This is a genomic window from Pseudomonas pharyngis (assembly GCF_021602345.1).
Classification (GTDB): domain Bacteria; phylum Pseudomonadota; class Gammaproteobacteria; order Pseudomonadales; family Pseudomonadaceae; genus Aquipseudomonas; species Aquipseudomonas pharyngis.
The window spans coordinates 29,379-55,496 of record NZ_BQID01000009.1; the positions used below are offsets into that span (position 1 = coordinate 29,379).

The 26,118-nt window shown below is 60.6% G+C and carries 23 protein-coding genes and 4 tRNA genes; 17 read left to right on the forward strand and 10 right to left on the reverse strand.

Translation table 11 applies throughout. The features are described 5' to 3' along the window. Positions 1 to 167 precede the first annotated feature (167 nt). The 7 genes from panB (at position 168) to L6D74_RS18850 (ending at position 10,364) form a co-directional block, all read left to right on the forward strand. Positions 168 to 968 (forward strand): 3-methyl-2-oxobutanoate hydroxymethyltransferase, encoded by an 801-nt coding sequence (panB, locus tag L6D74_RS18820; RefSeq protein ID WP_039771642.1) that lies wholly within the window; start codon positions 168 to 170, stop codon positions 966 to 968. After that, positions 965 to 1,825, forward strand: a complete 861-nt coding sequence (panC, locus tag L6D74_RS18825) for a pantoate--beta-alanine ligase (protein WP_236190023.1) — start codon at positions 965 to 967, stop codon at positions 1,823 to 1,825. Before panB ends, panC begins: the two co-directional genes overlap by 4 nt. Before the next feature lie 348 nt (positions 1,826 to 2,173). Further along, positions 2,174 to 3,838, forward strand: a complete 1,665-nt coding sequence (gene pgi / locus L6D74_RS18830) for a glucose-6-phosphate isomerase (RefSeq protein WP_039771644.1) — start codon at positions 2,174 to 2,176, stop codon at positions 3,836 to 3,838. Positions 3,839 to 3,952: 114 nt separating this feature from the next. After that, positions 3,953 to 5,890 (forward strand): acetate--CoA ligase, encoded by a 1,938-nt coding sequence (gene acs, locus L6D74_RS18835; RefSeq protein WP_236190024.1) that lies wholly within the window; start codon positions 3,953 to 3,955, stop codon positions 5,888 to 5,890. A 100-nt stretch (positions 5,891 to 5,990) separates the two neighbouring features. Next, positions 5,991 to 7,007, forward strand: coding sequence for a class I SAM-dependent rRNA methyltransferase (locus L6D74_RS18840; protein WP_236190025.1), 1,017 nt, complete (start codon positions 5,991 to 5,993; stop codon positions 7,005 to 7,007). Positions 7,008 to 7,116: 109 nt separating this feature from the next. Next, on the forward strand, positions 7,117 to 10,068 hold the full coding sequence (locus L6D74_RS18845) for a DUF748 domain-containing protein (protein ID WP_236190026.1): 2,952 nt from the start codon (positions 7,117 to 7,119) through the stop codon (positions 10,066 to 10,068). Beyond that, the gene (locus L6D74_RS18850; protein WP_039771652.1) at positions 10,068 to 10,364 is read left to right on the forward strand and encodes a DUF2845 domain-containing protein; all 297 of its coding nucleotides are present in this window, start codon (positions 10,068 to 10,070) and stop codon (positions 10,362 to 10,364) included. The genes L6D74_RS18845 and L6D74_RS18850 overlap by 1 nt, the downstream gene beginning before the upstream one ends. A gap of 167 nt (positions 10,365 to 10,531) precedes the next feature. Here L6D74_RS18850 and L6D74_RS18855 read toward each other — a convergent pair whose 3' ends face one another. Further along, a complete protein-coding gene (locus tag L6D74_RS18855) occupies positions 10,532 to 10,888 on the reverse strand; it encodes a BON domain-containing protein (protein WP_210710590.1) in 357 nt (118 codons plus the stop codon). Between the two features lie 296 nt (positions 10,889 to 11,184). Continuing rightward, positions 11,185 to 11,622, reverse strand: a complete 438-nt coding sequence (locus L6D74_RS18860) for a pilin (protein WP_236190027.1) — start codon at positions 11,620 to 11,622, stop codon at positions 11,185 to 11,187. A 226-nt stretch (positions 11,623 to 11,848) separates the two neighbouring features. Between L6D74_RS18860 and pilB the strand changes: the two genes are divergently transcribed. Genes pilB through yacG form a run of 5 tightly spaced genes read left to right on the forward strand, consistent with a single transcriptional unit; the run spans position 11,849 to position 16,460 of the window. Then, a complete protein-coding gene (gene pilB, locus L6D74_RS18865) occupies positions 11,849 to 13,549 on the forward strand; it encodes a type IV-A pilus assembly ATPase PilB (protein ID WP_236190028.1) in 1,701 nt (566 codons plus the stop codon). Positions 13,550 to 13,551: 2 nt separating this feature from the next. Continuing rightward, positions 13,552 to 14,769 (forward strand): type II secretion system F family protein, encoded by a 1,218-nt coding sequence (locus tag L6D74_RS18870; RefSeq protein WP_064599489.1) that lies wholly within the window; start codon positions 13,552 to 13,554, stop codon positions 14,767 to 14,769. A 1-nt stretch (position 14,770) separates the two neighbouring features. After that, positions 14,771 to 15,643, forward strand: coding sequence for a prepilin peptidase (locus L6D74_RS18875; protein ID WP_236190029.1), 873 nt, complete (start codon positions 14,771 to 14,773; stop codon positions 15,641 to 15,643). Further along, the gene (gene coaE, locus L6D74_RS18880) at positions 15,640 to 16,263 is read left to right on the forward strand and encodes a dephospho-CoA kinase (protein ID WP_085612629.1); all 624 of its coding nucleotides are present in this window, start codon (positions 15,640 to 15,642) and stop codon (positions 16,261 to 16,263) included. Before L6D74_RS18875 ends, coaE begins: the two co-directional genes overlap by 4 nt. After that, complete coding sequence (yacG, locus tag L6D74_RS18885; protein WP_236190030.1) at positions 16,260 to 16,460, forward strand: DNA gyrase inhibitor YacG; 201 nt, start codon at positions 16,260 to 16,262, stop codon at positions 16,458 to 16,460. Before coaE ends, yacG begins: the two co-directional genes overlap by 4 nt. 6 nt (positions 16,461 to 16,466) lie before the next feature. On the opposite strand, the gene L6D74_RS18890 is transcribed toward yacG, so the two are convergent. Continuing rightward, the gene (locus tag L6D74_RS18890; RefSeq protein WP_007959584.1) at positions 16,467 to 16,682 is read right to left on the reverse strand and encodes a hypothetical protein; all 216 of its coding nucleotides are present in this window, start codon (positions 16,680 to 16,682) and stop codon (positions 16,467 to 16,469) included. Positions 16,683 to 16,747: 65 nt separating this feature from the next. Next, positions 16,748 to 17,437 carry an energy-coupling factor ABC transporter permease gene (locus L6D74_RS18895; protein ID WP_236190031.1) on the reverse strand — a complete coding sequence of 230 codons (690 nt, stop codon included), beginning with the start codon at positions 17,435 to 17,437 and terminating at the stop codon, positions 16,748 to 16,750. Between the two features lie 133 nt (positions 17,438 to 17,570). On the opposite strand from L6D74_RS18895, the gene L6D74_RS18900 reads away from it, so the two are divergent. The 5 genes from L6D74_RS18900 to L6D74_RS18920 all read left to right on the forward strand — a co-directional run bounded on the left by L6D74_RS18900 (position 17,571) and on the right by L6D74_RS18920 (position 20,926). Then, on the forward strand, positions 17,571 to 18,197 hold the full coding sequence (locus tag L6D74_RS18900; RefSeq protein ID WP_007959580.1) for a DUF1780 domain-containing protein: 627 nt from the start codon (positions 17,571 to 17,573) through the stop codon (positions 18,195 to 18,197). Beyond that, positions 18,194 to 18,721: an MOSC domain-containing protein gene (locus tag L6D74_RS18905; RefSeq protein ID WP_236190032.1), complete on the forward strand. Its 528-nt coding sequence runs from the start codon at positions 18,194 to 18,196 to the stop codon at positions 18,719 to 18,721. The genes L6D74_RS18900 and L6D74_RS18905 overlap by 4 nt, the downstream gene beginning before the upstream one ends. A 51-nt stretch (positions 18,722 to 18,772) precedes the next feature. Further along, the gene (locus L6D74_RS18910) at positions 18,773 to 18,946 is read left to right on the forward strand and encodes a DUF3094 family protein (protein ID WP_042561123.1); all 174 of its coding nucleotides are present in this window, start codon (positions 18,773 to 18,775) and stop codon (positions 18,944 to 18,946) included. Positions 18,947 to 19,009: 63 nt separating this feature from the next. Continuing rightward, positions 19,010 to 20,308, forward strand: coding sequence for an NAD(P)/FAD-dependent oxidoreductase (locus L6D74_RS18915; RefSeq protein ID WP_064599500.1), 1,299 nt, complete (start codon positions 19,010 to 19,012; stop codon positions 20,306 to 20,308). A 210-nt stretch (positions 20,309 to 20,518) separates the two neighbouring features. After that, positions 20,519 to 20,926, forward strand: a complete 408-nt coding sequence (locus tag L6D74_RS18920; protein WP_064599501.1) for an HvfA family oxazolone/thioamide-modified RiPP metallophore — start codon at positions 20,519 to 20,521, stop codon at positions 20,924 to 20,926. Positions 20,927 to 21,000: 74 nt separating this feature from the next. On the opposite strand, the gene L6D74_RS18925 is transcribed toward L6D74_RS18920, so the two are convergent. The 6 genes from L6D74_RS18925 to clpB all read right to left on the reverse strand — a co-directional run bounded on the left by L6D74_RS18925 (position 21,001) and on the right by clpB (position 26,066). After that, positions 21,001 to 22,626 carry a methyl-accepting chemotaxis protein gene (locus tag L6D74_RS18925; RefSeq protein ID WP_236190033.1) on the reverse strand — a complete coding sequence of 542 codons (1,626 nt, stop codon included), beginning with the start codon at positions 22,624 to 22,626 and terminating at the stop codon, positions 21,001 to 21,003. 160 nt (positions 22,627 to 22,786) lie between these two features. Continuing rightward, a tRNA-Pro gene (locus tag L6D74_RS18930) sits at positions 22,787 to 22,863 on the reverse strand. Positions 22,864 to 22,960: 97 nt separating this feature from the next. Further along, positions 22,961 to 23,036: transfer RNA gene (locus L6D74_RS18935), tRNA-Lys, on the reverse strand. Positions 23,037 to 23,041: 5 nt separating this feature from the next. Then, positions 23,042 to 23,118 (reverse strand) — tRNA-Pro (locus L6D74_RS18940). A gap of 9 nt (positions 23,119 to 23,127) precedes the next feature. After that, positions 23,128 to 23,203, reverse strand: a tRNA-Asn gene (locus L6D74_RS18945). Between the two features lie 298 nt (positions 23,204 to 23,501). Then, complete coding sequence (gene clpB, locus L6D74_RS18950; protein ID WP_064382092.1) at positions 23,502 to 26,066, reverse strand: ATP-dependent chaperone ClpB; 2,565 nt, start codon at positions 26,064 to 26,066, stop codon at positions 23,502 to 23,504. Positions 26,067 to 26,118: the final 52 nt, after the last annotated feature.

Here is a 26,118-nt window from a genome sequence, read left to right on the forward strand (position 1 = left end):
TCCTGAGGCCTCATCACGACTATAGGCGTCCCGCTGCCGCCAACCCGGCATACAAGGGCGCAATCCAGGCCTTATAAGCACGACAAAAGAGCGTGCGCCTGAATAGATGACGAATCACGCGCGTTACTCGCAGTAGTTTCCAAAGCGCCTGAACGAGGATTTCTTACATGCCAGCCATCACCCTGACCACGCTCCAGAGCCTCAAGCAGAAAGGTGAAAAGATCACCATGCTGACCTGCTATGACGCGACCTTCGCCCACGCCTGCAACGAGGCCGGTGTCGAAGTGCTGCTGGTGGGCGACTCCCTCGGCATGGTCCTGCAGGGTCACGACAGCACCCTGCCGGTGACCACCGCAGAAATGGCCTACCACGTTGCCAGCGTCAAACGCGGCAACTCTGATGCCCTGATCCTGGCCGACCTGCCGTTCATGGCCAACGCCACCCTCGAACAAACCATGACCAACAGCGCCCTGCTGATGCAGGCCGGCGCGCACATGGTCAAGGTCGAAGGCGCCTTGTGGCTGGCGGACTCGATCCGCCTGCTGGCCGAGCGCGGTGTGCCGGTCTGCGCCCACATGGGCCTGACCCCGCAAGCCGTGAACATTCTCGGTGGCTATAAAGTGCAGGGTCGCAACGAAAACCAGGCTCGCCAGATGCGCGCCGACGCGATCTCGCTGGAGCAGGCCGGTGCAGCCATGCTGCTGCTCGAATGCGTGCCGAGCGAACTGGCAGCTGAAATCAGCCAGGCCGTGAAGATTCCGGTGATCGGCATTGGCGCCGGCAGCGACACCGACGGTCAGGTGCTGGTACTGCACGACATGCTCGGCCTGTCGATCAGCGGCCGCGTGCCGAAGTTCGTGAAGAACTTCATGCAGGGTCAGGACAGCATCCAGTCCGCGCTGAAGGCTTACGTCAGTGAAGTCAAAGCCACCACTTTCCCCGGGATCGAACACGGATTCTCTGCATGAACACCGTCAAAACCGTACGTGAACTGCGCGCCGCCGTGGCGCGCGCCCGCAGTGAAGGCAAGCGCATCGGCTTCGTGCCGACCATGGGCAACCTGCACAGCGGCCACATCGCGCTGATCACCAAGGCCACCCAGCGCGAGGACTTCGTGGTTGCGAGCATTTTCGTCAACCCGCTGCAGTTCGGCGCCGGCGAAGACCTCGACAAGTACCCGCGCACCCTGGCGGCGGATCAGGAAAAACTGCTGGAAGCCGGATGCGATCTGCTGTTCGCCCCGACCGTCGAAGAAATGTATCCCGACGGCATGGCCGGTCAGACCCGGGTCAGCGTGCCGCAACTCTCCGAAGGCCTGTGCGGCGCCAGCCGTCCGGGGCACTTCGAAGGCGTGGCGACGGTGGTCAGCAAGCTGTTCAACATGGTCCAGCCGGACCTGGCGATCTTCGGCCAGAAAGATTTCCAGCAACTGGCGGTGATCCGCGCGCTGGTGCACGACCTGAACATGCCGATCCAGATCATCGGTGAGCCGACCGTACGCGCCGCCGACGGTCTGGCGCTGTCCTCGCGCAACGGTTTCCTCAATGAAGAACAGCGCGCCGTGGCGCCGGTGGTCTATCGCACCCTGGGCAGCATTGCCGAGTCGATCAAGCAGGGCGAGCGCGACTTCCCTGCCCTGATCCAGGCGCAACGCCAGCAACTGGAAGCCGCCGGCCTGCGTCCGGATTACCTGGAAATTCGCCACGCCCTGACCCTGCGTCCGGCAACGGCGGAAGATCGTGATCTGGTGATTCTGGTCGCGGCCTTCCTCGGCACCACCCGGTTGATAGACAACCTGCATCTGAATCTCGATACCCCCGCCTGAATACCGGCAGACGCTGTGGAGGCAACCCCGCTCCCACAGCGTCTGTACCCACTTCCAGACTGTATTGCTGAGCACCTGACCATCGGGCAAACTGCCCGCCGTTCCACTGCGCGCAAAAGCAGGGACTTGCTCGCATTACTCGCCGTCTGTCGGCCCCGTCTGTTATCAATGTTAAAAAAGTACCGAAAACAGGTCAGACAAAGCCAAGACAGATCGCGGCGCTGGGTTTACTGTATTCGCCCTGCGCCAAAGTAATCGTGTCGACGCAGTTGCCCCCTCGCCCAAACATGGCGGGGAGGTCTTTTCAGAGTTCAAAAGGCCGTTCAAGTAAAAAGGAAAACCGCAGCGATGGCGTACTACCGCACTCCTCATGACGTTACCGCTCTGCCTGCCTGGCAAGCGTTGAAAGATCACCGCCAAGCCATGCAGGATTTCAGCATGCGCGAAGCCTTCAACGCCGATCCGCAGCGCTTCAATCAGTTCACTCTCAGCAGCTGCGGACTGTTTCTCGACTATTCGAAGAATCTGATCAACGCCGAGACCCGCAACCTGCTGGTGGGTCTGGCCAATGAAGTCGATCTCAAGGGCGCGATCAAGGCGCTGTTCGACGGCGAAATCGTCAACTCCTCCGAAGGCCGCCCGGCGCTGCACACCGCCCTGCGTCGCCCGGTCGGCGACAAGCTGTCGGTCAACGGCGTCAACGTGATGCCTGAAGTACACAAGGTGCTGAACCAGATCACCGATCTCGTGGGCCGCATCCACGACGGTCTGTGGCGCGGTTACACCGAGAAGCCGATCACTGACGTGGTGAACATCGGCATCGGCGGCTCGTTCCTCGGCCCCGAGCTGGTTTCCGAAGCCCTGCTGTCCTACGCCCAGAAAGGCGTGCGTTGCCATTACCTGGCGAACATCGACGGCAGCGAGTTCCACGAGCTGACGCAAAAACTGCGCGCCGAGACCACGCTGTTCATCGTTTCGTCGAAATCGTTCAACACCCTCGAAACCCTGAAAAACGCCCAGGCCGCACGCGCCTGGTACCTGGCTCAGGGTGGTTCGGAAGCCGAGCTGTATCGCCACTTCATCGCCGTATCGAGCAACAACGCGGCAGCCGTGGCCTTCGGTATCCGCGAAGAAAACATCTTCCCGATGTGGGACTGGGTCGGCGGTCGTTACTCGCTGTGGTCGGCCATCGGTCTGCCAATCGCGCTGGCCATCGGCATGTCCAACTTCAAGGAACTGCTGTCCGGTGCCTACACCATGGACCAGCATTTCCAGAGCGCGCCGTTCGAACAGAACATGCCGGTGCTGCTGGCCCTGCTCGGCGTGTGGTACGGCAACTTCTGGGGCGCGCAAAGCCACGCGATCCTGCCGTACGACCACTACCTGCGTAACATCACCAAGCACTTGCAACAGCTGGACATGGAATCGAACGGCAAGAGCGTGCGTCAGGACGGCACCGCGGTGTCGACCGACACTGGCCCGGTGATCTGGGGCGGCGTCGGCTGCAACGGTCAGCACGCCTACCACCAGCTGCTGCACCAGGGCACCCAACTGATCCCGGCCGACTTCATCGTGCCGATCGTCAGCTTCAACCCGGTCTCCGACCACCATCAGTGGCTGTACGCCAACTGCCTGTCGCAGAGCCAGGCGCTGATGCTCGGCAAGACCCTGCCGGAAGCCGAAGCGGAATTGCGCGACAAGGGCATGAGCGAAGACCAGGTGCAGAAACTCGCACCGCACAAGGTGATCCCGGGCAACCGTCCGAGCAACACCATCGTGGTCGAGCGCATCAGCCCGCGTCGTCTCGGCGCACTGGTGGCGATGTACGAACACAAAGTCTTCGTGCAAAGCGTGGTCTGGGGCATCAACGCCTTCGACCAGTGGGGCGTGGAACTGGGCAAGGAACTGGGCAAGGGCGTGTATAACCGTCTGGTCGGGAGCGAGGAAACCGCCGCCGAAGACGCGTCCACCCAAGGCCTGATCAACTACTTCCGCGGCCGTCACCGCGGCTGATCCAGCCCCGAACACACCCCCTCGCCATGAGGGGGTGTTTGTTTACAGGTATTGAACCCTCCCCGCTCTCGGCGCATCTTTATCCTTGTCGCACAACAAGAATAAGGAACCGTCATGTTCGATATCAGCACGTTCCCCAAAGCCGATGCCGTCCGCCGGGCTGCACAGTTGAGTCAGGACGACTACCAGCGCCTGTACCGCGAATCGATTGAACACCCCGGCACCTTCTGGGCCGAACAGGCCACCCGCTTCCTCGACTGGAGCACGCCGTGGCAAACCGTCCAGCGCTATGACCTGAAGACCGGCGAAGCCGCCTGGTTTGCCGGTGGCAAGCTGAACGTCAGCTACAACTGCATTGACCGCCATCTGGAAAAGCGCGGCGATCAGACCGCCATCCTCTGGGAAGGCGACGACCCTGCCGAATCGACACAAATCACTTACAGCAAACTTCATCACCACGTCTGCCGCCTGGCCAACGTGCTGAAAAGCCGTGGCGTGAAGAAAGGCGACCGGGTGTGCATCTACATGCCGATGATCCCCGAAGCCGCTTACGCGATGCTTGCCTGCGCGCGGATCGGTGCGATTCATTCGGTGGTGTTTGGCGGTTTCTCCCCGGACTCATTGCGTGACCGCATTCTCGACGCCGACTGCCGCACCGTGATCACCGCCGACGAGGGCGTGCGCGGTGGCAAATTCGTGCCACTGAAACAGAATGTCGACAAGGCCCTGCAGAGTTGCCCGAATGTCAGCACCGTCGTGGTGGTCGAGCGCACCCAGAACAACGTCGACTGGGTCGAAGGCCGCGACCTCTGGTATCACCAGGCCGTGCGCGACGTCAGCGACGATTGCCCGCCGGAACCGATGGACGCCGAGGATCCGCTGTTCATCCTCTACACCTCCGGCAGCACCGGCAAGCCCAAGGGCGTGCTGCACACCACCGGCGGGTACCTGCTGCAAGCGGCAATGACCTTCAAGTACGTGCTCGATTACCGCGACGGCGAAGTGTTCTGGTGCACCGCCGACGTCGGCTGGGTCACCGGCCACAGCTATATCGTGTACGGGCCGCTGGCCAACGGCGCCACCACCCTGATCTTCGAAGGCGTGCCGAGCTACCCGAGCACTTCGCGGTTCTGGCAGGTGATCGACAAACACAAGGTCAACATCTTCTACACCGCCCCCACTGCCCTGCGCGCGTTGATGCGTGAAGGCGCCGGGCCGTTGCAGGAAACGTCGCGGCAAAGCCTCAGGTTGCTCGGCAGTGTCGGTGAGCCGATCAACCCGGAAGCGTGGGAATGGTATTTCAACGTAGTCGGCGAACAGCGCTGCCCGATCGTCGATACCTGGTGGCAGACCGAAACTGGCGGCATCATGCTCAGCCCGCTGGTCAGCGCCCAGCGGATCAAACCGGGCTGCGCCACCCAACCGATGTTCGGCGTACAACCGGTGCTGCTCGATGAACACGGCAAGGAAATCCAGGGCGCCGGCAGTGGCGTGCTGGCGATCAAGTCGAGCTGGCCGGCGCAGATCCGCAGCGTTTACGGCGACCCGCAGCGCATGGTCGACACCTACTTCAAGCCCTACCCCGGTTACTACTTCACCGGCGACGGCGCCCGCCGTGACGAGGACGGCGATTACTGGATCACCGGGCGCATCGACGACGTGATCAATGTCTCCGGCCATCGCATCGGCACCGCCGAGGTAGAGAGCGCGCTGGTGCTGCACGACAGCATCGCCGAGGCCGCTGTGGTCGGCTATCCACACGACGTCAAAGGCCAGGGGATTTATGCCTTCGTCACTCCGATGAACGGGACCGAGCCCAGCGATGAACTGAAGAAAGAACTGCTGGCCCACGTCAGCAAGGAAATCGGCAGCTTCGCCAAACCGGACCTTATCCAGTGGGCCCCGGCCCTGCCGAAGACCCGCTCGGGCAAGATCATGCGGCGGATCCTGCGCAAGATCGCCTGCAACGAGCTCGACAGCCTCGGCGACACCTCGACGCTGGCGGATCCGAGCGTGGTGCAGGGCTTGATCGATAAACGCTTGAACCAATAGGAGCAGCGGAAAGCGGCGAGCCTCAAGTTTGAAGCTCGCCGCTTGCCGCCAAGTTGCTGCTAAACTCCCGCGCCCCGATTCCCTCCAGCAAGGCGCCCGCATGTCTTCCTTGAACCTGGCGCTGCGCGCCGCCCTCGATCAACGCCAGGATCTGCTAGCCGAGCTGCACAGTCAGGGCACCGACTGCTATCGGCTGTTCCACGGAAGCCAAGAAGGCGCCGGCGGCCTGACCATTGACCGCTACGGCCCGCAACTGATGGTGCAAAGCTTCCACCAGACCCTGGCGCGTGAAGACCTGCTGCAACTGCACGCCATGGTCAACCAGACTCTTGGCCTGGAAACCCTGCTGGTCTACAACGACCGCTCCCGTGGCAACTCACGGATCGATCGTGAAGACAGCGTCTACCGCGCCGACGACGCCGCGCTGGCCGATCTGGTCGGCCACGAATGGGGCTTGAACTATCGCGTGCGCGGACGTCACGCAGGGCAGGATCCGCTGCTGTTCCTCGACCTGCGCAACACCCGCGGCTGGGTCAAGGATCACGCCAAGGGCAAAAGTGTGCTCAACCTGTTCGCCTATACCTGCGGGGTCGGTCTCAGCGCGGCGGCCGGCGGTGCGCACGAGGTGTGCAACCTGGATTTCGCCGAGGGCAATCTGGCAGTCGGCCGCGAGAACGGTCAGCTCAACCCGCACCTGCCGACCATGGAATTCATCCAGTCCGACTACTTCCCGGCCATCCGCCAACTGGCCGGCCTGCCGATCAACCAGCGTCGCGGGCAGAAACTGCCGAGCTATCAACGCCTCGAGGAGCGTCAGTACGATCTGGTGCTGCTCGACCCGCCCGCATGGGCCAAGAGCGCGTTCGGCACCGTCGACCTGCTGCGCGATTATCAAAGCCTGCTCAAACCCGCCCTGCTGACCACCGCCGAAAATGGCGTGCTGATCTGCTGCAACAATCTGGCGAAAGTCAGCATGGACGATTGGCGCGAACAGGTGCTGCGCTGCGCGGAAAAAGCCGGGCGGCCGGTGCGTGAGTGGAGCGTGATGACCCCGGGCCGCGACTTCCCGTCGCTGGATCAGCAGCCACCGCTGAAGACCCTGATCCTTCAGCTCTAAGCGTTGCCAAGGAAATTTCCCACGGAAATATCTGAACAATCCTGAGCATGGGCAATTGCTTCGGAACCGGAATCGCGTGCCATACTCCAAGGCACTCCGATTCAGACAGATGAAGCCGCACATGCCCAAAGGATTGATTCGCGCGATTGGCGCCCTGTTGACTGCCCTGGCCCTCTACAGCCTGCTGGGGTTCCTGATTTTGCCGGGCATTGCGCTCAGGGTGGTGAATCAGCAACTGGCCAACTACGCCACGGTGCCGGCGCATCTGCAACGTATCGAACTCAACCCGTTCAGCCTTGAACTCACGCTGTGGGGCCTGGTGATCGGCGAGCCGGGCAAGGAACAGGTCGGCTTCGAACGTCTGTACGCCAACCTGCAACTCGACAGCCTGTGGACCAAAGCCCTGCATCTGTCCGACATCGAACTGGAAAAATCCAGGACCGAGATCCTGTTCGCCAAGGACGGTCAGCTCAACCTCCTCGGTCTGTTCAAGCTACCCGCCAGCGAGCCCACCCCGGCCGATCCCGACGCCAAACCGTTTCCGCTGCGCATCGACCGGATCCAGCTCGTCGGCGGCAATCTGCATTTCGTGGATGCGCGGCCCAGCGAGCCGATCGAATTTCTGTACGACAAGCTCGACTTCGAGCTGAAAAACCTCAGCACCCTGCCCGAAGACAACGCCGACATGACCCTCGTCGCGATCGGCCCGGCCGGTGGGCAGATCGACTGGAAAGGCAACTTCAGCCTGATCCCGATCGCCTCCGAAGGCACGCTCAAGATCACCGACGGCCAGATGAAAGCCTTCTGGCCCTACGTGCGTGATGCCGTGCCACTGGTGCTGGAAAACGGGGTCGTCAGCCTGAGCACCGACTACAAGCTCAACCTGTCCAAGGAAACCGAACTGCTGCTGAGCAACGTGGCGGTCAATATCGCGCCGTTCGCCATCAAGGCGCCGGACGGACGCCCGCTGGCGAAACTCGAGCGTCTCGACGTCAGCGACACCACGGTGGACCTGGCCAAGCAGCAAGTGGTGGTCGGCAAGATCCGCAGTCAGAAACTGGAAACCTGGGCAGCCCTGGAAGCGGACGGCCAACTGGATTGGCAAAAACTGTTCGCCAGCCAGCCGTCGAAACCCGCCGCAAAAGCGGTTGCCGAACCTGCGAACACACCGGCGGCAGCCGACTCGCCGAAACCCGAATCGACTGCGCCGAGCAAACCGTGGCAAGTGTTGATCAAGGACGTGCAACTGCGTGACTACAAAGTGCATCTGGCCGACCGTTCGGCGAAGCCGGAAGTCACGCTGGATGTCACGCCGCTGAACGTCGATCTGCAGAATTTCGACAGCCTCAACGGCTCGCCCTTCAACCTCAGGCTCGACACCGGGCTGGGCAAGCAAGGCAAGATCAGCGCCGATGGCGTGGTCAACTTGGCGCCGGTCACCGCACAGCTCAACGTGAAAACCCAGGACATCGACCTGCGGGTCGCGCAGTCCTACATCAACCCGTTCATTCGCCTCGAACTGCGCAGCGGCATGCTCGGCAGCGACCTGAAAGTGAACCTGAAAAGCACTGACCCGCTGGCCCTCAGCGTCACCGGTCGTGCTCAGATCGATCAGTTGCACACCCTCGACACCCTGAAAACCCGCGACTTCCTGAAGTGGCAGCAAGTGGTGGTCGAAGGCCTGAACTATCAGCACGGCGACAGCCTGTCGATCGACAGGGTCAACCTGTTCCAGCCGTATGCGCGGTTCATGATCAATGATGATCGCACCACCAACATCGACGACCTGCTCATTCCGCAGCCGGCCGATTCCGGGGCGAAGACCGCCGCGGCGAAACCGGCGAGCAATGACAAACCGCTGGGTATTCACATCGGCGGCATCGCGATCAACGACGGCTCGGCCAACTTCGCCGACTTCAGCCTGACCCCGAACTTCGCCACCGCCGTGCAGCAGCTCAACGGGCAGATCGGCACCATCGACAGCCGTCAGGCGAAACCGGCCAGCGTCGACATCAAGGGCAAGGTCGACCGCTATGCGCCGGTGACCATCAAAGGCGCGGTCAACCCGTTCGACCCGATGGCCAGCCTCGACATCGCCACCAGTTTCAAACGGGTCGAATTGACCACCCTGACGCCCTACTCCGGCAAGTTCGCCGGCTACCGCATCCGCAAGGGCCGGCTCAACCTCGACCTGCATTACCTGATCACCAAAGGCCAGCTCAAGGCCGAGAACAAAGTGGTGGTCGAGCAACTGCAACTGGGTGAGAAAGTCGACAGCCCGGATGCCGTGAGCCTGCCGCTGAAACTGGCGATCGCCCTGCTCAAGGACGTCGACGGCAAGATTTCCATCGAACTGCCGGTCACCGGCGACCTGAACAACCCGCAATTCAGCGTGATGCCGATTGTCTGGCAGACCCTGCGCAACCTGATCGTCAAGGCTGCCGCCGCACCGTTCAAGCTGATTGGCGGTCTGGTCAGCGGTGGCGGGTCGGAAGACCTCGGCACCGTGTCCTTTGCACCGGGCTCCAGCGACCTGAGCAAAGACGCCGAAGCGGCGCTGGTGAAGCTGTCGCAAGCGCTGAAGGAACGTCCGGCCCTGCGCCTGGAAATCGAAGGCACTGCGGCAAAAAGCAGCGACGGTCCATTGCTCGCCGAACAGCGCCTGGAACGTGAATACCAGTACAACTACTACAAGATGCTCCAGCGCCGTGGCGACAAAGTGCCGGCGCAGGCTTCGCTGATCCAGGTCCCGGATAACGAAAAAGGCCCACTGCTCGAGGGCATCTATCGCACCCGCCTGAAAACCCAGCCACCGGCCGAGTGGAAGGACTTGGGCAAGGAAGAACGCACCGCGAAAATGCGCGCCGACGTGATCAAGTTCTGGAGCTCCAGCGACGTGCTGCTGCGCCAGCTCGGTCAGGACCGTGCCAGCAGCATCAAGGATTACCTGGTAGACAAGGGCCAACTGGCCGACGATCGTGTGTACTTCATCGACGCCAACCTCGGCGAAGCGGAAAGCGACGGCCGGGTAGTGACACAAATGCATCTGGATGCCGAGTGATGAACCGCAAGTGGCTGGCTGCACTGGGGTTGGTGTTTCTCGCCAGTCAGGCTGCGGCGTCCGATACCCTGCGCTGCGGCAGCCAATTGGTGAGCCTTGGCGACCGCGCCAGCGAGGTGCTGCAAAAATGTGGCGAGCCGGTCGGTCGCGATCTGCTCGGTTACAAACGCAGCGCCAACCGTCGCGAGGAGTTTCAGGTCGAGGAATGGACCTACGGCCCGAGCAACGGCATGTATCAATACCTGCGCTTTGAAGGCAATCGCCTGAAGCAGATCAACAGCAAACGCGGCAATTGACCTTCCCCGCCTTTTCCGGCCCCTGAATAGAACAGGCCCCGACATGAATGCCGGGGCCTGTAATGGCCACATTCCGTGTGGCCGGTCGCATGAACTCTAAAGTGCGGCAGACGTATTGCTCGGCCCGCCTGTCGCGTCTTCTCCCGGTCCAGGCGAGAAGTCTTGCCTTACTGGGCTTTCAGGCCGTCAGCGGAGACCGCTTGCACGCCTTTGATTTTCTTGGTGATGTTCACAGCGGTGGTTTTCTGAGCTTCGGTGATTGCGACGTCAGAAGACAGGGAAACCACGCCTTTGTTGGTTTCAACTTTGATGTCGGTACCAGGAATGCCTTTTTCGGTTACCAAGTCGCTTTTGACTTTGGTGGTGATCCAGGTATCGGAAGTAGCTTCTTTAGCCTTGGTGACTTCACCGGCAGCCAGGGTCATTGGAGCCTGAGTGGTCTGGGTCGATTGAGCAAATGCACCCGAAGCCATGGTCAGGGTCAGCGCGGTAGCAGCAGCGGCAGTGATAGCGAACTTCTTCATACGAGTAACTCCTGTTTTTCTGGAAAGTCTGCTGGTTGTCTTGTCAGCAGGGTTACTGGAGATATTGCGAACGCTGTGCCAACTTTCAAGATTGCATTAAAACCTTATAAATCAATAACTTATAAATGTTGCATTTTTTCAGAATCATGCAAATTGCATGAGTCGAGAAATATCTACATGCAAGTTGCGGCTTTCCGGAAAGTTCCTAACAGCCTGAAATTATTGAAGCTTTTGTGAAGTGTCGCGCAATGAAAAATGCCCCGCATTGCGGGGCATTCCTGCTGTCAGCTTATGTATCAAGCGCCACTGCCAGGGCAACCTCTCGGCGCGTATTCATTGTTGACCGTCGAGGCACATGTCCAGACACCCGACGTGGCACCCGTTGCCGCGCCAGAGCGGGTGAGCGTAATGGTTTTACCCAGCACCGGACCTGGTGCATTAACCAGCGTACATGTAATTGTGCCAGCGCCAGTCGCCGCGGTGCCTGTAACCGTCAACGTACAGTTGGAGGTGGCGGTTGTACCGCCATTCACATTGGTTATATCCGGAGCGGTACCTTGGTTGATGGTGTCCTCGAACGGCACCTTCATCGCACTGATCTCCGCCAACCCCGCCGTCACCTTCGACCGCGCCTGATATTTGGAGTACTGCGGCAGCGCCACAGTCGCGAGAATACCGATGATCGCCACAACGATCAGCAGCTCGATCAGAGTGAAACCCTGTTGTTTATTCATAGACACGCTCCATGCATGAGTCGAAATCTCATGATCTGTTCAAGACTCAGCACAGCCCGTGCCAAACGCTGGCAACCCATACCCGCTGGGCGCCATCCGGCTGACATGCCGATTCCTACAACCCGTAACCGCACTATCTGACACTTTTTGTCACCCGCACTCCACGTGTATGGCGCTGTCACTTGACTAGGCTATAAGTCATGAACGGCAAGCACGTGGAAACCCCATGAATGACATCGCTCTGAGCGGTCTGGCCAAGCAACTGGTCCAGGCCGAATTGCTCACGGAAAAGAGTGCCCAGCAAGCCTGGCAACAGGCGCAGCGCAATCGCCTGTCGCTGGTCAGTTACCTGGTGCAGAACAAACTGGTGAAGAGCTGGCAGGTCGCGGAAATTGCCTCGGAGCATTTCGGCATGGCATTTCTCGACCTCAACTGCCTCGACAAGGAAACCCAGCCCAAAGGCCTGGTCAGCGAAAAACTGGTGCGCCAGCACCACGCCCTGCCCCTCTGGCGACGCGGCAACAAACTGTTCGTGGGGATTTCCGACCCGAGCAATCATCAGGCGATCAACGACATTCAGTTCAGCACCGGGCTGAGCACCGAAGCCATTCTGGTCGAGGACGACAAGCTCACCGACGCGATCGAAAAATTCTTCGACACCCACGCCACCGGCCTGGAGGAGATGGCCGATGTCGACCTCGACGGTCTGGATATCGAATCGGTCGACGACAGCAAGCAGGACACCCTCGGCGGAATCGACGCCGACGATGCCCCGGTGGTGCGCTTCGTTCACAAGATGCTCCTGGACGCGATCAAGAGCGGCTCGTCCGACCTGCACTTCGAGCCTTACGAAAAGAACTACCGGGTGCGGGTGCGCACCGACGGCATTCTGCGTGAGGTAGCCAAGCCGCCGATTCAACTGGCCGGGCGCATCGCCGCGCGCCTCAAGGTGATGGCCAGCCTCGACATTTCGGAGCGACGCAAACCCCAGGACGGGCGGATCAAGATGCGTCTGTCGAAAAGCAAGTCGATCGATTTCCGGGTCAACACCCTGCCCACCCTCTGGGGGGAGAAAGTGGTGATTCGGATCCTCGACCCGTCCAGCGCCCAGATCGGCATCGATGCCCTTGGCTACGAGCCGGAGCAGAAAGACCTGTACATGGCCGCCCTCAAACAGCCGCAAGGCATGATTCTGGTGACCGGCCCAACCGGCTCGGGCAAGACCGTGTCGCTGTACACCGGGCTGAACATCCTCAATACCGTCGACATCAATATCTCCACGGCCGAAGACCCGGTGGAAATCAACATGGAAGGCATCAACCAGGTCAACGTCAATCCCCGTCAGGGGCTGGACTTTGCCCAGGCCCTGCGCTCGTTCCTGCGTCAGGACCCGGACGTGATCATGGTCGGCGAAATCCGCGACCTCGAAACCGCCGAAATCGCGATCAAGGCCGCCCAGACCGGTCACCTCGTGCTGTCCACCCTGCACACCAACAGCGCAGCAGAGACCCTCACCCGCCTGCACAACATGGGCATCCCCGGCTTCAACATCGCGACCTCGGTGAGCCTGATCATTGCCCAGCGTCTGGCGCGAAAACTCTGCAGCCACTGCAAGAAACCCATCGAGATCCCACGCGAGACCCTGATCAAGGAAGGCTTCCCCGAGGAACGCATCGGCCATTTCACGATCTATGAGCCCGCCGGTTGCGATCACTGCAACGGCGGGTACAAGGGTCGCGTGGGGATTTATGAAGTGGTAAAGAACACCCCCGATCTGCAACGGCTGATCATGGCCGAGGGCAACTCACTGGAAATCGATACCCAGATGCGCCGGGACGGCTTCAATGACCTGCGTACCTCGGGCCTGATCAAGGCCATGCAAGGCATTACCAGCCTTGAAGAAATCAACCGGGTCACCAAGGACTGAACATGGCGGTCAAGGCAGCAAAAGTCAGCGTCTACGCCTGGGAAGGCACGGACCGTAAAGGCAGCAAGGTAACCGGCGAGCTGAGCGGCCAGAACCCCGCGCTGGTCAAGGCCCAGTTGCGCAAGCAGGGCATCAACCCCGGCAAGGTGCGCAAGAAATCCGCCTCGTTGCTGAGCTTCGGCAAGCGCATCAAGGCCCAGGACATTGCCCTGTTCACCCGGCAGATGGCGACCATGATGAAGGCCGGCGTACCGCTGTTGCAGTCGTTCGACATCATTGGCGAAGGCTTCGAAAACCCGGCCATGCGCAAGCTGGTGGACGAGGTGAAACAGGAGGTCGCCGCCGGTAACAGCTTCGCCGCCGCGCTGCGCAAGAAGCCGCAATATTTCGACGAGTTGTACTGCAACCTGGTGGATGCCGGCGAGCAGTCCGGCGCCCTCGACACCCTGCTGGAACGGGTCGCGACCTACAAGGAAAAGAGCGAAAGCCTCAAGGCCAAGATCAAGAAGGCCATGACCTACCCGTCGGCCGTAGTGCTGGTGGCGGCGGTGGTCACCGGGATTCTGCTGGTCAAGGTGGTGCCGCAGTTTCAGTCGGTGTTCTCCGGCTTCGGTGCCGAACTGCCGGCCTTCACGCTGATGGTGATCAGCCTGTCCGAATTCATGCAGCAATGGTGGTGGGCGATTCTCGGTGCGCTGGTGGCCGCGTTTTTCGGCACCCGCCATGCCCTGAAAAAATCCCAGGCCCTGCGCGATCGACGCGACGCCTGGTTTCTCAAGCTGCCGCTGGTGGGCACTTTGATGTACAAGTCCGCCGTGGCGCGGTTTGCCCGGACCCTGTCGACTACCTTCGCCGCCGGTGTGCCGCTGGTGGAAGCGCTGGACTCGGTTGCCGGTGCCACCGGCAACGTGGTGTTCAAGCGTGCCGTGCTGCGCATCCGCCAGGACGTCTCTACCGGCATGCAGCTGAATTTCTCGATGCGTTCCACCGGCATCTTTCCGAACATGGCGGTGCAGATGACCGCCATCGGCGAAGAGTCCGGCGCACTGGACGAGATGCTCGACAAGGTCGCAGGTTTCTATGAGGACGAAGTGGACAACATGGTCGACAACCTCACCAGCCTGATGGAGCCGTTCATCATGGTGGTGCTGGGGGTGATCGTGGGCGGTCTGGTGGTGGCGATGTACCTGCCGATCTTCCAACTCGGCTCAGCGATCTGACATGCCTATCGACGAACTCCTCAGCCTGTATCCGCTGGCCTTTGTCGTCGCCGCCCTGCTGCTTGGGCTGGTGGTGGGCAGTTTCCTCAACGTGTTGATCTGGCGCCTGCCGAAAATGCTCGAGCGCGAATGGCGCCAGCAGGCTCACGATGTACTGGGCCTGCCCGGTGAATCGCCATTGCCCACCTACAACCTGATGCTGCCGCACTCGCAATGCCCGCACTGTGGCCACCGGATCCGTGCGTGGGAAAACATTCCCCTGTTGAGTTACGTGTGCCTGCGCGGGCGCTGTTCAAGTTGCAGCGCACCGATCAGCAAGCGTTACCCGCTGACCGAACTGGCCTGCGGCCTGCTCTCGGCGTTCATCGCCTGGCACCTGGGTTTCGGCTGGCCGGCGTGCCTGTTGATCGTGCTGACCTGGGGCCTGTTGGCCATGAGCCTGATCGACACCGAACATCAATTGCTGCCCGACGTGCTGGTGCTGCCGCTGCTGTGGCTGGGGCTGATCGTCAACAGCTTCGAGCTGTTCGTGCCGCTGCACGACGCCCTGTGGGGCGCGGTGCTGGGCTATATGGCCCTGTGGTCGGTGTTCTGGCTGTTCAAACTGCTCACCGGCAAGGACGGCATCGGTCACGGCGATTTCAAGCTGCTGGCGCTGCTCGGGGCCTGGGGCGGCTGGCAGATTCTGCCGCTGACCATCCTCTTGTCCTCGCTGGTGGGCGCCGTGCTCGGGGTGATTTTGCTCAAGCTGCGCGACCAGAAAACCTCGACGCCGATCCCCTTCGGCCCCTATCTGGCAATTGCCGGCTGGATTGCCTTGCTCTGGGGTGGTCAAATGACCGGCTTCTATTGGCAGTTTGTCGGTTTGAAATGAATACCCCTGCGGAAAAACCCTGGATTCTCGGCCTGACCGGCGGCATCGGCAGCGGCAAAAGCGCCGCCGCCCAGCACTTCATTGATCTTGGTATCCACGTGGTGGACGCCGATCACGCGGCGCGCTGGGTGGTCGAACCGGGCCGCCCGGCGCTGGCGAAGATCGCTGAACACTTCGGCCCCGATGTGTTGCAGGCCGACGGCACGCTGGATCGTGCGGCTCTGCGCAAACTGATTTTTGAGGTGCCGGAACAACGGCGCTGGCTCGAAGCGCTGCTGCATCCGCTGATCGCCGAAGAAATCGCCCATCACCTGGCGCTGGCAAAATCGCCTTATGCGATTCTGGTTTCGCCGCTGCTGATCGAATCCGGGCAATACGCGATGACCCAGCGAATCCTGGTGATCGACGCCCCGCAACAACTGCAGATCGAACGCACCTTGCAGCGTGACCAGACCAGCGAAGAGCAGGTCCAGGCGATCCTCAAGGCCCAGTCCAGCCGCGAAGACCGCGTCAGCCGTGCCGACGACGTGGTGGTCAACGACCGCGACCTCGCCTGGCTGCACAGCGAGGTCGAGCGCCTGCATCACTTTTACCTGACTTTATCCGGAGGCCAATCATGAGCCAGACCCCAACCGTCAACTGCCCGACTTGCGGCGTGCCCGTGGAATTCACCACGGAGAACAAATACCGTCCGTTCTGCTCGGACCGCTGCAAACTCATCGACCTCGGCGCCTGGGCGTCGGAAGAGCACAAAATTCCGGTGGCCCCGGATGCCGAGGACGAACTGTTTTCCGGCGATTTCGACCCGCGTCACTGATCCCGTTCAGGGCCGCATGAAGCCGTAGTCCTGATCGTCGTCGAGGTTTTCCGCCAGAAAGCGCAACTCGTCGGCCAGGTCTTCGGCGTTGCGCACCGCCTTGCTCTGCTGCACCACCGCACTGAGCAAGGCGCGCAGGCTCAGGCCCGGATCGAACCCCACCTCCTGCGCCATCTCCAGACTCTGCCGGGTTTCCTGCCTCGCCCACTCGTACACGCTCATGCCGCTGCTCCTGAAGGAATTTGGCCGAGCATGAAGTGCCGCGCGCAGAGTGGATTTGATGTGGATCAAGACTTGGGATCGTCGTCTTTCCACGGCGCCGAAAGGTAGCGGGTGCGGTTGAAGGTCTCCAGCCATTCCGGGCAGAACACCACCAACGCGCTGACCACCATGCCGTTGATGAAGGCTTCAGGAAATATCAGCAGCCACAGGTAACCGATGAAATCCTCCAGCCATTCCGGCATGGCAAAGAGGCCGTCGTACCAGAGCAAGGTCAGGCTCAGCGTCAGGCAGAACAACGCCGACAGCGCCGCGGCGAAAAAACCGGAACAGAAGATGTACACGAACGGATTGCGCGGCTGGGCACGCTCGACCAGGATCGCCACGCATTCGGTGATCAGCACTGGCAACAGGATCAGCAAGGTGCCATTGACCCCGACGGCCACCAGATCCTGTCGCCCCAGCAGCACCAGCCCCAGTTGGGCCACCAGTGCGCCGACGATCGCCAGTGGCCAGTCCAGCAGCAGCGTCACCGCTGTCATGCCGATGAAGTGGTAAGACACCCCGGTGTCGAAATCCCTGCGCACCAGCCACAGCAGAAACAACGCGAACACCGTACCGAACAGCAAATGCTGACGGCGGTTGTCGCTGAACAGCTCGACCCACGGTGCGCGGACAATCGCCCAGAGCAGCGCCGGCAGGTAAATCAGCCAGCCGAGGGTCAGACTGCTCGATGACAGCAGTTCTGCACCGATCATGATCCCATCACCTTCATTCGCACCGCAGACTCCTTTGATTGGCGCTCCTGCGGCGAAGTCTACACCTGCACGGCGGCACATCTGCCGATGCAAAGCTTTCTGCTTGTCGCAATTGAACGCTAAGCTTGGGCCTATGGATGACTCAGATTATTTACGCCTGCTGACCATCGCGGCCGAGCAAGCCAACGCCTTTCTGTCCAATGCCCGCAAATGGGAGCGTGAGCGTTGGGTCTGCCAGCGTCTGCTGCAAGGCCTGAATATTCCTTATCGCGCCGACGAGTTCGCCCCTGCCGGTGAGCCGCCGGACGTGCTGTTTCGCGACGCCAACTTCGAGGTGTTCTTCGTCCTTGACGAGGGTCGTCGGCTTAACGACGAATGGCGTGATGAGCTGCAACGTCGGCGCAGTGCGTTTTCCCTCAGCCAACTGGTGCGGCGTGAAGCCAAGCCGCGGCGAATTCCGGCCAATGAATTTCTGCTGAGACTGGCGCCGACCTTGCGCAAGAAAGCGCACAACTACAAAGAACGCGGCATGGACCTGGGTGAGCTGGACATCATTGCCTTCGCCAGCCTCAAACGCGAAGTGCTCGACCTCAACAGCCACTTTCCGCCGCCCACCGAATACCTGCGTCAGGGCTGGCGTTCGCTGTCGCTGGTCGGACCTACGTTCGCCCGGGTGCTGTTCGCCCATCCCGATGCACCGGATTTTCTGCGCGGCAACCTGGGGCGCAGCATCGTGTTCGATGTAGGGATCAGCCTGTGACGCCGCTTCAACAATTGATCGCCGAGGTCCCGCAGAGCGGCCGCGTACGCTGGATTGGCGTGCGTCCTGAATCTCGTGGGCCGATGATCGAGCTCGACGCCGTAGAGGCACGCCTTGAAGCGGGACTGACCGGGGATCATGCCCGCCCCGGAGTACGTAACGCCCGACAGGTCACGCTGATTCAGTTCGAACACCTGGCCGTGATCAGTGCATTGATGGGCCGTCCCCACGAGCAACCGGTCAGGCCTGAAGATCTGCGGCGCAATCTCGTCATAAGCGGGATCAATCTGTTCAGCCTCAAGGGGCGGCGCTTTCGCATTGGTCAGGCGATTTTCGAAACCACGGGCTGGTGCCAGCCGTGTGCGCGCCTGCAAAACAACCTTGGCCCGGGCACGTTCCAGGCTGTGCGCGGGCATGGCGGAATCACTGCGCGAGTGTTACAAAGCGGGATCATTCGCCTCGACGATGGCGTGTCGGTCGAACCGGTCCCGGACAGTGGCTATGCTCCTTTCAATCCCGGTTGAAAACCGCTGTAGCGTGTTCTCATTCAGTAACGTCTACCTGACGAGGCCTTTATGACCAGCCGCCTGAAACCCGAAGACCAGAAGCATGTCGAAGAGTACCTGCAGTTGTCCCAACACCGTGTCGAGCGCCGGCCTTTCCGGCCGTGGATGCTCCTGGTGCTGGTGCTGGCAGTGACCATTGGTCTGGGCCTGTTGAGCCGATTTATCAGTTACCTGACGCTATGAGCTGCATCGCGCTCGCTTGGGTAACCGTACCGATTTCCTTTAAAAACCTTGCGAGCTATCCCTATGTCCCATCGTATTGTCATTGTCGGCGGCGGCGCCGGCGGTCTGGAGTTGGCTACCCGTCTGGGTAAGACTCTGGGCAAACGCGGCACCGCCAGCATCATGCTGGTCGACGCGAACCTCACGCACATCTGGAAACCGCTGCTGCACGAAGTGGCCGCCGGATCGCTGAACTCCTCCGAAGACGAACTCAACTATGTCGCCCAGGCCAAATGGAACCACTTCGAGTTCCAGCTGGGACGCATGAGCGGGCTCGATCGTGAGCAGAAGAAGATCCAGCTGGCCGCCACCTACGACGAAAACGGCGTTGAACTGGTCCCGGCGCGGGAAGTGCCCTATGACTCGCTGGTGATCGCGGTCGGCAGCACCACCAACGATTTCGGCACCCAGGGCGCCGCGCAGCACTGCCTGTTCCTCGACACCCGCAAGCAGGCCGAGCGTTTCCACCAGCAACTGCTCAATCACTACCTGCGCGCCCACGCCGGGCAGACCGATGTGGTTCAGCAGATCAGCGTGGCCATCGTCGGTGCGGGCGCCACGGGCGTCGAACTGGCGGCCGAGCTGCACAACGCGGCCCATGAACTGGCGGCTTACGGTCTGGACCGGATCAAACCGGAAAACATGCACATCACCCTGATCGAAGCCGGGCCACGGGTGCTGCCAGCCCTGCCTGAGCGGATCAGTGGGCCGGTGCACAAGACCCTGGAGAAACTCGGGGTCAACGTGATGACCAACGCCTCGGTCAGCCAGGTCACCGCTGACAGCCTGATCACCGCCGATGGCAACGAGATCAAGGCCAGTCTGAAAGTCTGGGCCGCCGGGATCCGCGCACCGGGTTTCCTCAAGGACATCGATGGCCTGGAAACCAACCGCATCAATCAGCTGCAAGTGCTGCCGACGCTGCAAACCACTCGCGACGAGAACATCTTCGCCTTCGGTGACTGCGCCGCCTGCCCGCAACCGGGCTCGGATCGCAACGTTCCACCACGGGCCCAGGCTGCGCACCAGCAGGCGTCGCTGCTGGCCAAATCGCTGAAGCTGCGCATCGAAGGCAAAACCCTGCCGGAGTACAAGTACACCGACTACGGCTCGCTGATTTCGCTGTCGCGTTTCTCGGCGGTGGGTAACCTGATGGGCAACCTGACCGGCAGCGTGATGCTCGAGGGCTGGCTGGCGCGGATGTTCTACGTGTCGCTGTACCGCATGCACCAGATGGCGCTTTATGGGCCGTTCCGCACGGCGATGCTGATGCTCGGCAGCAAGATCGGACGCGGCACCGAGCCACGCCTGAAGCTGCACTGATGTAAAAACACCGTGGGGGCGGGCTCGCCCTCACGGTGTTTTGTTTTCTACTGTATCTGCCCTCGCTTTCCCCACCTTCGCTTACAAACGCCCCGCTCCTCGACACAGACGCGATACACCGCCACCGCTTAATGGCCACACCCGAGCACACCTGCTCCGGCTTGATCGCCCTTAACGTGTGGTTGCGCTGTGCAACCGAAGGAGAATGCAATGTCCCGTACTTCGAAAATCGGCAAAAACTCCCTTGGCCTGGTCGGTGCCGTACTGGCCGGCGGCATGATGCTGTCCGGCTCGGTGTTTGCCGCGCAACCGCTGGCCCAGGGCTACATGGTCGCTTCGGCCGAGACCTCGGTGAAAACCCCGGAAGGCAAATGCGGTGAAGGCAAATGCGGCGATGCGTCGATGGCCAAGACCGACACCGATGGCGACGGCAAGGTCTCCCGCGCCGAGTTTCTGAAAGTTGCACCGAAGTCCGACTTCGACAAGATCGACACCAACCACGACGGCTTCATCGACGAGCAAGAGGCGTACAACAACGTCAAAGCCAATTTCGAAGCCAACGGCAAGAAAATGCCGAAAGGTCTGTTCGAACACCTGAAAGACCAGGACGGTGCCTGATTTTTTCAGCCTCCCCGACAAAACAAAGCCGCGCTTTTTCTGACAAGAAGCGCGGCTTTTTCACGCCTGCATGATTACAGCTGGAAGCGTCGCACCATGCCTTGCAGGGCGTTGGCCAGTTGCGACAGTTCATGGCTCGACGCATTGGTTTGATCGGCACCCGCCGCCGAGCGCACCGACAGGTCGCGAATGTTCACCAGGTTGCGATCCACTTCCCGCGCCACTTGCGCCTGCTCTTCGGCGGCGCTGGCGATCACCAGATTGCGCTCGTGGATTTCGTGTACCGACGCCGTGATCGTCTGCAACGCTTCACCGGCCCGCTCGGCCAGCACCAACGTGGTGGCGGCGCGTGAGGCACTGGCCTGCATCGACTCCAGCGCCAGGCTCGAACCGTTGCGCATGCCCTGCACCATTTGCTCGATTTCCTGGGTCGATTGCTGCGTGCGATAAGCCAGCGCGCGAACCTCATCGGCAACCACCGCAAACCCGCGCCCGCTCTCCCCGGCTCGCGCTGCTTCGATGGCGGCGTTGAGCGCCAGCAGATTGGTCTGCTCGGCGATCGCTCGAATCACGTCCAGCACTTTGCCGATGTCCTGCGACTGGTTGGCCAGCGATTGCACCAGTTCGCCGGTGTGCTCGACTTCGCTGGCCAGGGCGTTGATGGCCCCAGCAGTTTCGCTGACCCGTTCCTGACCCAACTGCGCCGATTCGCTGGACTGGCGGGTGGCGTCGGACGTCGACACCGCATTGCGGGCGACTTCCTCAACCGCCGTAGTCATCTCGTTGACGGCGGTGGCGGCCTGTTCGATTTCGTTGTTCTGCTGTTGCAGTCCTCGCGTGCTGTCGTGGGTGACCGCGCTCAGTTCGTCGGAAGCGGTCGCCAGTTGCGTGGCCGAGCCGCTGATGCCCTGCAGGGTTTCGCGCAGATTCTGCTGCATGGTTGCCAACGCCTTGAGCAACCGGCTGACCTCATCGTTGCCGTGAGTTTCGATCGGGCGGGTCAGATCGCCTCTGGCGACGTGCTCGGCCGCATCGACAGCGACGCTCAGGGGGCGGACGATGCTACGGGTGAGCAACATGGCCAGGGCCACCGTCGCCAGCGCCGCCAGAGCGATGAACAAGGTCACGATGGTGCGCGAGGTTTCGTAGTGGGCCGCAGAGTTCTGGCTTTCGGCGGCGACCTGGCGGGCGAACAGATCCGCCAGGTCGTTGAGTTGTTTGCCGGAGCCGTCGACCACGGTTTTCATGTCCACCAGCAGCAGTTTGGTCAGCTCGTCGCGCTTGCCCTGCTCGGCGAGGGTGAACGACTGGGCGATCCCGGTGCGGTAGGCGGCAAAGGTTTTCTTGAACTGTTCATACAACTGCTGACCTTCCGGGGTGGTCACCAGTCGATCATAGGCGGCGATTTTTTCGCTCAACTCTTTGTCCCGGGTGTCCATCTGGCTGCGGTACGTGGCGATGTTGGCCGGATCCTGATCCAGAGCCATGCGTAGGGAGATGGTGCGGATGCGCAGCATGATCTCGCGAATTTCGTCGCCGCCACGAATGCTCGGCAACCACTGCGTTTCCACCGCCACTTCACTGTCGCGGATGCTCGACATCTGCCCCAGCGCGAACACCCCGAGCAACGCCACCAGTAACGCGATCAGGGCAAAGCCCAGAGCGGCGCGGGGAGCAATATTCAACTGACGAAGCAACATGACGAACGCCCTTTTTCTTGTATTGGCAGAATTCAGGGGCGTTTGATTCGGCAGGCCCCTTTCGTTAGCGGGCTATCGGCAAGTTGTATGACGACTTGAATGAAACATTTCCGGAGGGCAAAAAAAATCCCCGTATCTTTCGATACGAGGATTTTTAATATGGTCGGGGTAAGGGGATTCGAACTCCTGACATCCTGCTCCCAAAGCAGGCGCGCTACCGGACTGCGCTATACCCCGGTAAAAAAAAGGCGATCTTTCAAAGATCGCCTTCTTCGATCAGCGCTTTTGGCCTCTGATCTTAAGATTCGATCCCAGTGTTACCTGGTTTCAAAAATGGTGGGTCGTGTGGGATTCGAACCTACGACCAATTGGTTAAAAGCCAACTGCTCTACCAACTGAGCTAACGACCCAAAAATGGTCGGGGTAAGGGGATTCGAACTCCTGACATCCTGCTCCCAAAGCAGGCGCGCTACCGGACTGCGCTATACCCCGGTTTGAAATTGGCTCCGTGACCAGGACTCGAACCTGGGACCCAATGATTAACAGTCATTTGCTCTACCGACTGAGCTATCACGGAACTACATATTTCAATTTACTACGGTGAAACTTGCAGCTTCTCGACATCGTTTTCGCATCGCTGCGTTCGTGTGTCTGAGGCGCGCTATTCTACAACCTAGAACACCTCTGTCAACCCCCTAAATTGCTTTCAAGTTAATGATTTGCAACTTATTTCAGATTTCTGCCCAGTGAGCTGAAACCCTGTTGGTGACTGACTGCGGGGCGCACTTTACAAGCCTTTTCCTTTGAGTTCAACAGCCTGGCGAAAAAAAAGGCCTCGCATTGCGAGGCCTTGATGACGACACCACCGTCGGGCGTCAGTTGAACGTGATCTCGTCGTTCTCCACGACGCCGGTCGCGGTCTCGCCTGGCAGGAAACGCCCCGACAGGATCAACTGTGCCAGCGGGTTCTCGATCCAGCGCTGGATCGCCCGCTTCAGCGGCCGTGCGCCATAGACCGGGTCGTAGCCGACGGCAATCAGCTTGTCCATCGCTTCCGGGCTCAGTTCCAGCTTCAGCTCGCGCTCGGCCAGACGGCTGCGCAGACGGCCCAGCTGGATCTCGGTGATGCCCGCGATCTGATCCCGCGCCAATGGCTCGAAAATCACCACTTCGTCGACCCGGTTGATGAACTCCGGACGGAAATGGGTGGAAATCGCATCCATCACCGCTGCCCTTTGCGCTTCACGATCACCGACCAGTTCCTGGATCTGCATCGAGCCGAGGTTGGAGGTCATGACGATCACGGTATTGCGGAAGTCCACCGTGCGGCCATGGCTGTCGGTCAGACGGCCATCCTCCAGCACTTGCAGCAAGATGTTGAACACATCCGGGTGCGCCTTCTCGACTTCGTCCAGCAGGATCACCGAGTAAGGCTTGCGCCGTACCGCTTCGGTCAGGTAACCGCCCTCTTCATAGCCGACGTAGCCCGGTGGTGCACCGATCAGCCGCGCCACGGAATGTTTCTCCATGAACTCGGACATGTCGATCCGCACCATCGCCTCTTCAGTGTCGAAGAGGAATTCGGCCAGCGCCTTGCACAGCTCGGTTTTACCGACACCGGTCGGGCCGAGGAACATGAACGAGCCGCTCGGACGATTCGGGTCGGACAACCCGGCCCGGGAACGCCGCACTGCATTGGCTACCGCCACCACCGCTTCGTCCTGACCGATCACGCGCTGATGCAACAGGCTTTCCATCTTCATCAGCTTGTCGCGCTCGCCTTCGAGCATTTTCGACACCGGAATGCCGGTCCATTTCGAAACGACTTCGGCGATTTCCTCTTCGGTCACCTTGCTGCGCAGCAACTGGTTTTCGCTTTTGCCGTGCTGGTCGACCATTTGCAGACTGCGCTCCAGATCCGGGATCACCCCGTACTGCAACTCGGCCATGCGGTTCAGGTCGCCTTTACGGCGCGCAGCTTCCAGCTCCTGACGGGACTGTTCGATCTTCTGCTGAATCTGCGCAGAGCCCTGCACCTCGGCTTTTTCCGAGTTCCAGATTTCTTCCAGATCGGAGTACTCACGCTCGTGGCGATCGATTTCTTCCTGGAGTTTCTCCAGACGTTTCTTCGCCGCGTCGTCGCTTTCTTTCTTCAGTGCCTGGGATTCCACCTTCAGTTGAATCAGGCGCCGCTCAAGACGATCCAACACTTCCGGCTTGGAGTCGATCTCCATGCGGATGCGGCTGGCCGCTTCGTCGATCAGGTCGATCGCCTTGTCCGGCAGCTGTCGGTCAGTGATGTAACGATGGCTGAGCTTGGCTGCCGCGATGATCGCGCCGTCGGTGATCGCCACCTTGTGGTGAACCTCGTAACGCTCTTTGAGGCCACGCAGGATCGCAATGGTGTCTTCTTCGCTCGGTTCGTCCACCAGCACTTTCTGGAAGCGCCGCTCGAGGGCCGCGTCCTTCTCTATATATTGGCGGTACTCGTTGAGCGTGGTCGCGCCGACGCAATGCAGTTCACCACGGGCTAGCGCCGGTTTGAGCATGTTGCCGGCGTCCATCGAGCCTTCGCCCTTGCCGGCGCCGACCATGGTGTGCAGTTCGTCGATGAACAGAATGATCTGCCCTTCCTGCTTCGACAGCTCGTTGAGCAGCGCTTTCAGGCGCTCTTCGAACTCACCGCGATACTTGGCGCCGGCAATCAGCGCACCCATATCGAGGGACAGCAGGCGTTTGCCACGCAGGCCGTCCGGCACTTCGCCGTTGATGATGCGCTGGGCCAACCCTTCGGCAATCGCGGTTTTACCCACGCCAGGTTCGCCGATCAGTACCGGGTTGTTCTTGGTGCGGCGTTGCAGGACCTGAATGGTGCGACGGATTTCATCGTCACGGCCAATCACCGGGTCAAGCTTGCCTTCTTCGGCGCGCTTGGTCAGGTCGACGGTGTATTTATCCAGCGCCTGACGCGATTCTTCGTGGTTGGCGTCGTTGACTGCCTCACCACCGCGCAGGTTGTTGATCGCATTTTCCAGCGCTTTTTTGCTCACGCCCTGGCCGAGCAGCAACTTGCCGAGTTTGCTGTTCTCGTCCATCGCGGCGAGCAGCACCAGCTCGCTGGAAATGAACTGGTCGCCCTTCTGCTGGGCCAGACGGTCGGCCTGGTTGAGCAGACGCGCCAGATCCTGCGACATGTTGACGTCGCCGGTCGGGTTCTGGATTTTCGGTAATTGATCGAGCTCTTTGGTCAGCTCTTTACGCAAGCTGTTGACGTCGAAGCCCACCTGCATCAACAGGGGTTTGATCGAACCACCCTGTTGTTCAAGCATGGCTTGCATCAAATGCGCCGGCTCGATGGCTGGATGATCGTGGCCGACGGCCAAAGATTGGGCATCGGACAACGCCAACTGCAATTTGCTGGTTAAACGGTCTATACGCATGGGTCACCTTCCTTTTGAGCAGGCCGGACCTAAAAAACCATCCTGAATAAAG